The organism is Trueperaceae bacterium (genome assembly GCA_031581195.1).
GTDB lineage: Bacteria > Deinococcota > Deinococci > Deinococcales > Trueperaceae > SLSQ01.
This window is the reverse complement of record JAVLCF010000106.1, coordinates 756-8,289: the sequence shown is the minus strand read 5'-3', so window position 1 is coordinate 8,289 and position 7,534 is coordinate 756. Positions and strand designations below refer to the sequence as shown.

Here is a 7,534-nt window from a genome sequence, read left to right as displayed (position 1 = left end):
GGCGACGGCGAGGACCGCACGCCGCCCGCGGCGGGGGGGCGGGCCGTCGGGGGCGGCGGGTCCGTTGGGTGCGTCCGGCGCGCCTTCGCCGCGGGGGGCGTCGTCCGGGCCGCTCACGCGCCCGCCTCCGTCCGCGCGAGGTACGTCTCCAGGATCGCGACGGCGGACGCCGCGTCGACGCGGCCCTTCTCGCGGCGCTTCCCGAGCGGCAGCGCCCCCCCGGCGATCTCCCGTTCGGCGATCGCGGTCGTGAAGCGTTCGTCCTCGAACGTCACGCGGAGGCCCGCCCCCTCGAGCGCGCGGGCGAACGCCCGCACGCGCTGCGTCTGTTTCGAGTCGGTACCGTCGGTCCGGACCGGCAGCCCCACCACCACGCGCGCGGCGGCCTCCTCGCGGGCGAGGTCGGCGACGGCGGCGACGTCGTCCGCCTGCCGGGTGCGGCGGATCGCGCCGCGGGGGAACGCGAGGCGCGACCCGGTCTCCCCGCGCGCCAGCCCGATGCGGGCCTGCCCGACGTCCAACCCCAGCACGACCTCGCGGGCGGCGTTCGGCATGCCCTCAGCCGCCGAACAGCTCGGCGTCCAGCTCGCCCGTCTCGAACGCGTCCATCACGGCGCGCAGCGCCGCCTCGTCCTTCGCGCCGGCCTGCGCCATGTCCGGCCGGCCGCCGCCCCCGCCGCCGGCGCGCGTCGCGAGGGTACGCGCCAGGTCCCCGGCCTTCACGCCCCGCTCGCGGGCCGCCTCCGACGTCCGCACGACGAAGGACGTACCGCTGGCGAGGGCGACGACGTCGGCGCCCGACCGGCTGGCGGCGGTGTCCGCGGCGTTGCGCAGGGCGCCGCCGTCGAGGTCGGGCACGCTCACGACGACGACCGTCCCGACGCCCGCGACGTCGCGCCCCTGGACGCCGTCGCCGCCCCCGGTGCGCGCCTCGGCGAGCGCCTCGCGCAGGCGGTCGGTTTCGCGCCTGGCATCCTTCAGCTCCTGCTGCAGTTTCGTGGCGCGCTCGGCGAGCTGGTCGGGGCGGACCCCGAGCTGCGCGGCGACCGCCGCCCCCCGTTCGCGGAGGGTGCGGACGTGCGCGAGCGCCGCTTCGCCGGCGACGGCGTGGACGCGCCGCACGCCGGCGCTGACCGCCTCCTCGCCGGTGATCCACAGCATCCCGATGCGCCCGGTCCGCGCGACGTGCGTCCCCCCACACAGCTCGACCGAGACCGCCGCCTCCGCGGCGGCGTCCGGTGCGGCGTCGGCGTCGCCCGCCATCGTGACCATGCGGACGGTGTCGCCGTACTTCTCGCCGAACAGCATCATGGCGCCCGCCTCGCGGGCGTCGGCGAGGGCGACCTCGCGCGCGCCGACGGCGAGGTCCGCTTGGATCCACCGGTTCACGAGGGTCTCGACCTGCGCGAGCTGCTCCGGCGTCAACGCGTCGGGGTGGGAGACGTCGAAGCGTAGGCGGTCGGGCGCGACGAGCGAACCGGCCTGCGCGACGTGCGTCCCGACGACGCTGCGCAGCGCGGCGTGCAGCAGGTGCGTGGCGCTGTGGTGCTTCTCGGTCTCGCGGCGCTGCGGGTCGACCTGCACGTCGACGCGCTGCCCGCCGTGCAGCGTGCCGCGCACGACGTCTACCTCGTGCACGATCAGCCCGTGCGGCGTCCGCCGCGTGGTCCGCACCGTGGCGCTCCCCCCCGGCCAGGTGAGCGTCCCGGCGTCCCCGATCTGCCCGCCCCCCTCGGGGTAGCAGGGCGTGCGGTCGAGGACCACCGCTCCGCGGCGGCCCTCCCCGAGCGCGTCGACCTCCGCGTCGCCGTCGACGAGGCCCACGAGGGTGGCGTCGGCCGCGTCGGCGTCGTAGCCCGTGAACGCCGTCTCGCCGTGCGCCGCGGCGATGCGTCCGAAGGCGTCCCCGCCGGCGTCGAACAGGGCGGCGTCGCCGCTGCCGGCCCGGGAGCGCTCGCGCGCCGCTTCGCGGGCCGCGGCGTACCCGTCGGCGTCGACCGTGACGCCGCGCTCCTCGGCGACGTCGCGGGTGAGGTCGAGCGGGAAGCCGTGGGTCTCCCACAGGTCGAACGCGACGTCGCCGGGCAGGACGTCGCCCTCGAGGGCGTCCAGGAGGTGCCCGACGCGCTCCATGCCGGCCTCGAGGGTCCGCAGGAACTGCGCCTCCTCGCCGCGCACGATCGCCGCGATGCGTTCCTGGCCGTCGCGGAGCCTCGGGTAGGCGTCGCCCATCGCCTGCACGACCGCCGGCACGAGGGCGTGCAGGACCGGTTCCTTGAGGCCGAGCAACCAGGCGTGGCGGCTGGCGCGGCGCAGCAGCATCTTGACGACGTAGCCCGCCCCGTCGTTCGCGGGGAGGACGCCGTCGAGGACCGCGAAACAGACGGCGCGCAGGTGGTCGGCGATCACCCGGTGCGAGAGGCTCTCCGTCCCCGCGTACGGCACGCCGGAGCGGCGCGCGACCTCGCGGATGGTGGGTTGGAACAGCTCCGTCGCGTAGGCGTCCTCCGCGTCGGCGAGCACCGCGACGAGGCGTTCGAAGCCGAGGCCGGTGTCGATGTTCTGCTGCGGGAGCGGTTCGAGGCGGCCGCCGTCCTGCCGGTCGAACTGCGTGAACACGAGGTTCCAGATCTCGATGAAGCGGTCGCCGCTCCCCTCGTTCGGGCCGTTCTCGCCCGGCGAACCGTACGCCTCGCCGCGATCGAAGAACACCTCCGAGCACGGCCCGCACGGGCCGTTGGGGCCTTCGCTGACGGCGTTGGCGGGCCAGAAGTTCTCGTCCTCGCCCCAGCGGCTGATGCGGTCGGCGGGGACGCCGACCTCGTCGTGCCACACCGCGAACGCTTCGTCGTCGTCGTCGTAGATCGTGACGTACAGGCGCTCGGGATCGAAGCCGAGCTCGTGCGTCAGGAACGCCCACGCCCACGCTGCGGCGTCGGACTTGAAGTAGTCGCCGAAACTGAAGTTCCCGAGCATCTCGAAGAACGAATGGTGCCGCAGGGTCCGCCCGACGTTCTCGATGTCGTTGATGCGCAGGCACGTCTGCGCCGTGACGGCGCGGTGGTGGACGCCCTCGTGCCCCGCGAACTTCGGGGTGGCGCCGAGGAAGTACGGCTTGAACTGCACCATGCCCGCCGACGTGAACATCAACGTCGGGTCGTCGCTGCGGACGGGGGCGGACGGGAGGTGCAGGTGGTCCTTGGCTTCGAAGAACGCGACGTAGCGGCGCCGGAGGTCGTCGATCCACGCCGCCTGCTCGCGTTGCGCGTCGGTGCGGGGCGGCAGGGCGTCGGCCGAGCCCGACCCCTCGGCGGGGGTCGCGGGGTGGGCGGGGTCGTGGGTCACGTGGCACCTCCAGGCTGCACGGCCCCGGAGTATACCGGCCGCCGCCCGGACGGCGTGGCCCACCGGGTAGCATCGGCCTTCGTGGCGCTCACCCTTCGCGACCCGGCCGGCCGGCGCCTCCTGCTCGCCGGCTTCACCGCCTTCTTCGTCATCGGGGCCCTCCAGGCGCTGTACGGTCCCGCGCTGCCGTTCCTCGCCGCCCGCCTGGACGTCGGCCTCGACGTGCTGGGCCAGACCGTCGCGCTGCACTTCGCGGGGAGTTTCCTGACGATCGCGTTGGCGGGGCCCCTGTTGGCGTGGACCGGGTACCGCCGTCCCCTCGCGGCCGGCGCCGCGGTCCTGGCGGCGGGCGCGACGACGGTCGCCTTCGCGTCCGGCGTCCCGACCCTCCTGGTGGGGGCGGCGCTCGGGGGGCTGGGGTTCGGCCTGGTGGACGTCGCGATGAACCTGTGGGTCGCGCGGGCGTTCGCGCCGAACGCCGCGCCGGCCCTGAACCTCCTGAACGCGACGTTCGGTCTCGGGTCGGTCGTCGGGCCGGCGGCGTTGGCGGCGGTCGGGGGCGACCTGCGCATGCCGATGCTGGCGGTCGCGGCGGTGGGGGGCGTCCTGCTGGTGTTGGTGCCCGGCCTGCGCGAACCGGACCGTCGCCCCGCCGGGGCGGCCGGTGCGGTGCCGTGGGCGGCGGCGGCGGGATTCCTGGCGCTGTACGTCCTGTACGTCACCGGCGAGGCGGGGGTGGGCGCGTGGGAGGCGACGCACCTCGCGCCGCTGGTGGGGGAACGCACCGCGGCGCTGCACGTCAGCTTCTACTGGGGGGCGTTGACGGTCGGGCGGCTCCTCGCGACGCCGATCAGCGCCCGCGTGCGGCCCGGGACGCTGGTGGTGGGCGCGTCGGCGCTCGCCGCCGTCGCGCTCGCCGCGGCGCACGTCGACGGAATCGCGCCGTACGCCTACGCGCTGGCGGGCTTCGCGTTCGCGCCGATCTTCCCGACCGGGCTCGCGTGGTTGCACGCGACGTTCCAGGACCGCAGCGAGGCGGTCGCCTCCGCCGCACTGGCCGCCGCCACGCTCGGGCCGGCGGTGACGTCCGGCGCGATCGGCTTCAGCGTCGAACGGTTCGGGCCGGGCGTGGTCCCCACCCTCCTCGCGGGCGTCGCGGCGGCGTTGCTGGCGACGGCCGCGACGCTCCGCGCGCGGGTCGGGCGCGGGTGAGCGCCCGGGGTGGGGCGTCGCGCCGGGGACCCCGCGTGGGGGAAGGTGCTAGCCTCCCGAACGACGTGAACGAACCGACCTTGCGCATCGCCCACGTGGCGCTCCACCGTCCGAACTTCAAGGGCGACGCCGCCTCCGCGACCGACCGCTCCCGCGCCGGCCTCGCGGACCTGGCGGACGCCTTCGCCTTCGACCTGGTCGTGCCCGAGGCGCACGGCGGCGTGGTGCAGGAGGCCGCCCACGCCGACGCCGTCGCCGCGGAGCTCGCCGCCGACCCCCCCGACCTGCTGCTGCTGCAGCACGTGACGTTCGCGACCGGCGACCTCGTCGCGCCGCTGCTCCGCGCGGCGCCGGACGGCGCCGCCCCGCGCGTCGCGGTGTGGGCGTTGCCGGAGGCGGAGGCGGGGCGCGGCGCGACCGGCCCGCTGCCGTTCAACGCCCTGTGTGGACTGCACATGACGATGTCGTTGCTGGGCGGGCCGGAGGTCCCCCGCGACGGCGCGCCGGTCAAGTGGCTGTACGGCGCGGTGGACGAGGCCCGCTTCCGCACCCCGTTCGGGGTGACGGTCGCGGCGTTGCGCGCGGTGAAGGCGCTCGAGCGCGCGACGATCCTGCGGATCGGCGGGACGGCGCCCGGCTTCTTCGCGCTCGAGGAACGCCCCGCCGGCCTGCGCGGCGTGACGGTGATCGAGCGGCCCCTGGCGGACCTGTGGGACGCGACCGACGCCGCGGACGACGCGGACGTCGACGCCCGCGCCGAAGCGGGTCGCGAGGGGCACGACGTGGAGGTGGACGACGCTACCCTGCGGCGCGGGGCGCGCATCGAGGCGGGCCTCGCGGCGCTCGCCGAGGCGGACGGCGCCGACGCCCTGGCGGTGCGGTGTTGGCCGGAGCTGCCCGACCGGTGCGACGCGATGGCGTGCGCGGCGATGGGGACCCTGGCCGGTGCGGGGACGCCGGCGGCGTGCGAGGGGGACGCGATGGGGGCGCTCTCGATGCTGGCGTTGCAGGCGGTCGCGCGCGACCCGTCCATCGTGATGGACCTCTCCGACCTCGACGAGGTGGGGGACGCCGTCGAGGCGTGGCACTGCGGGAACGCGCCCGCCGCGTGGGCCGACCCCGACGGGCCCGCCCCGCGCCTCACGACGCACTTCAACCGCGACGGGGTGGGCCCGGTCCGCGACGAGACCCTCCGGCCGGGCCCCGCGACGGCGTTGCGCTTCGTGGACGAGGGACGCGCCGCGGTGGTCGCGACCGGTGCGTTCGAGGGCGCCGTCCGCGAGGGGTACGACGGCGTGCGCGGCTGGTGGCGGGCGCCGGTCTGGGCGGGCACGCCGCTGCCGGCGGGCCGGTTCCTGGCGGAGCTGTTCGAGCGGCGCGTCCCGCACCACCTGGCGTTCGTGCACGGCGATCACGCCGCCGCCGTCGTCGAGGCGTGCGCGTGGGCGGGGATCGAGGTGCTCGGGGTCACCCCGCGCCCGTTCCCCGACGCGCTCGGGGGCGGCGCCCCGCCGGCGGGCTCCGCACGCGACCGGGACGGCGGCCGGGACGGCGACGGGAGCGGCGGGTGAGCGACGCACCGCTGCTCCTGAGCGTGGGCCTCAGTTGCCTGGATCTCGTGTGGCGCGTCGAGCGGTTCCCGCCGACGGCGTCGCGGACCGACGCGACGGCGCACGCCCGTCACGGGGGCGGGCCGGCGGCGACCGCCGCGGTCGCCGCCGCGCGGTTCGGGGTGACGTCGCGCCTCTGGGCGATCCACGGCGACGACGCCGCCGGCCGCGAGCTGCGCGCGGCGCTCGAGGCGGAGGGGGTGGACGTGAGCGGCGTGCGGACGCCCACCGGCGCGGAGACGTTCGCGAGTGCGGTGTTGGTGGAGCCGTCCGGCGAACGCTGGATCTTCCCCTACCGGGGGCGCGGCCTGGAGGACGACCCCGCCGACTGGCCGCTCGAGACGGTGGAGGACGCGGATGCGGTCCTCACCGACCTGCGGCACCCGACCCTCGCCCGCGCGGTCCTGCGCCGCGCCCGGGCGGCGGGCGTGCCCAGCGTCGTCGACCTCGGGAACCTCCGCGACGTCGACGCCACCGACGACGCCGACGTGATCATTGCGGCGCAGGAGGCGGCGGAGGCGGCGCTCGGGGGGCCGCTCGCCGGCGACGGCGACGCGACCCTCCGCGCCGAGGCGGCGCTCGCGGCGCTCCGGCGGCGCGAGGACCAGGTCGTCGCCATCACGCTCGGGGAGGAGGGCGTCCTGTTCGACGCCGGGGAGGGCGTGCGGCACCTGTCGGCGTTCCCCGTCGAGGCGACCGACACGACCGGTGCGGGCGACGTCTTCCACGGCGTGTGGGCCGCCGCCCTCGCCGCCGGCGAAGGCCCGGAACGCTGCGCGACGCTCGCGAGCGTCGCCGCGGCGGAAAGCTGCCGCGGTCCCGGCCGGACCGCCATCCCGACCCGCGACGCCGTCGAGACGTTGCTGGAGTCGCGCACCCTTGCGGAGTTGAACGCTGCACGTTGGGCGTGACCGCATCCGCGGCCGCCCGGAAGGAGTCCCCGTCATGCCTCACGATCCCGCCTCCCCCACCCCCACGTCCGCCGGCGTCCTGCGCGGCCTGGCCCGCCTCGCCGACGCGGACGGGCGGTTCCGCATGGTCGCCGTCGATCAACGCCCCCCGATCTTCGCCGCCGTCTCGAAGGCGCTGGGCGTCCCCGAGGACGCGCTGGCCTGGGATCAGGTGGCCGACGTCAAGGCGACGTTGATCGAGGCGCTCGGGCCGCACGCCGGCGCGATGCTCCTCGATCCCGTCTGGAGCCACCCGCACAGCCTGATGGCGCTCCCCGGCACGACCGGGTTGCTGTCCACCCTCGAGGGGTACGACTTCGACGTCGTCGACGGCGAGCGGCGGAGCGCCGCGATCCGCGGTTGGTCGGTCGCGAAGGCGCGCCGCGCCGGTGCGGACGCCATCAAGGTCCTCGCCTG

6 protein-coding genes are annotated in these 7,534 nt (G+C 76.6%); 4 read left to right on the top strand and 2 right to left on the bottom strand.

What is annotated here, in order from left to right:
- Positions 1–113 precede the first annotated feature (113 nt).
- Both ruvX and alaS read right to left on the bottom strand, forming a co-directional pair.
- Positions 114–554, bottom strand: coding sequence for a Holliday junction resolvase RuvX (gene ruvX / locus RI554_09405; GenBank protein MDR9392230.1), 441 nt, complete (start codon positions 552–554; stop codon positions 114–116).
- A 4-nt stretch (positions 555–558) separates the two neighbouring features.
- A complete protein-coding gene (gene alaS / locus RI554_09400) occupies positions 559–3,345 on the bottom strand; it encodes an alanine--tRNA ligase (GenBank protein ID MDR9392229.1) in 2,787 nt (928 codons plus the stop codon).
- An 81-nt stretch (positions 3,346–3,426) separates the two neighbouring features.
- On the opposite strand from alaS, the gene RI554_09395 reads away from it, so the two are divergent.
- From RI554_09395 to RI554_09380, 4 genes are all read left to right on the top strand, one after another.
- Positions 3,427–4,557 (top strand): MFS transporter, encoded by a 1,131-nt coding sequence (locus RI554_09395; GenBank protein ID MDR9392228.1) that lies wholly within the window; start codon positions 3,427–3,429, stop codon positions 4,555–4,557.
- 65 nt (positions 4,558–4,622) lie between these two features.
- The gene (locus tag RI554_09390; protein MDR9392227.1) at positions 4,623–6,128 is read left to right on the top strand and encodes a hypothetical protein; all 1,506 of its coding nucleotides are present in this window, start codon (positions 4,623–4,625) and stop codon (positions 6,126–6,128) included.
- Positions 6,125–7,078, top strand: a complete 954-nt coding sequence (locus RI554_09385; GenBank protein MDR9392226.1) for a PfkB family carbohydrate kinase — start codon at positions 6,125–6,127, stop codon at positions 7,076–7,078. Before RI554_09390 ends, RI554_09385 begins: the two co-directional genes overlap by 4 nt.
- 34 nt (positions 7,079–7,112) lie before the next feature.
- The coding region (locus RI554_09380; protein ID MDR9392225.1) for a hypothetical protein at positions 7,113–7,534 on the top strand (422 nt) is incomplete at its 3' end.

What these genes read in the sequence shown, in the direction of transcription:
- ruvX (MDR9392230.1), bottom strand. Translation starts at nt 554, where the DNA reads ATGCCGAACGCCGCCCGCGAGGTCGTGCTGGGGTTGGACGTCGGGCAG.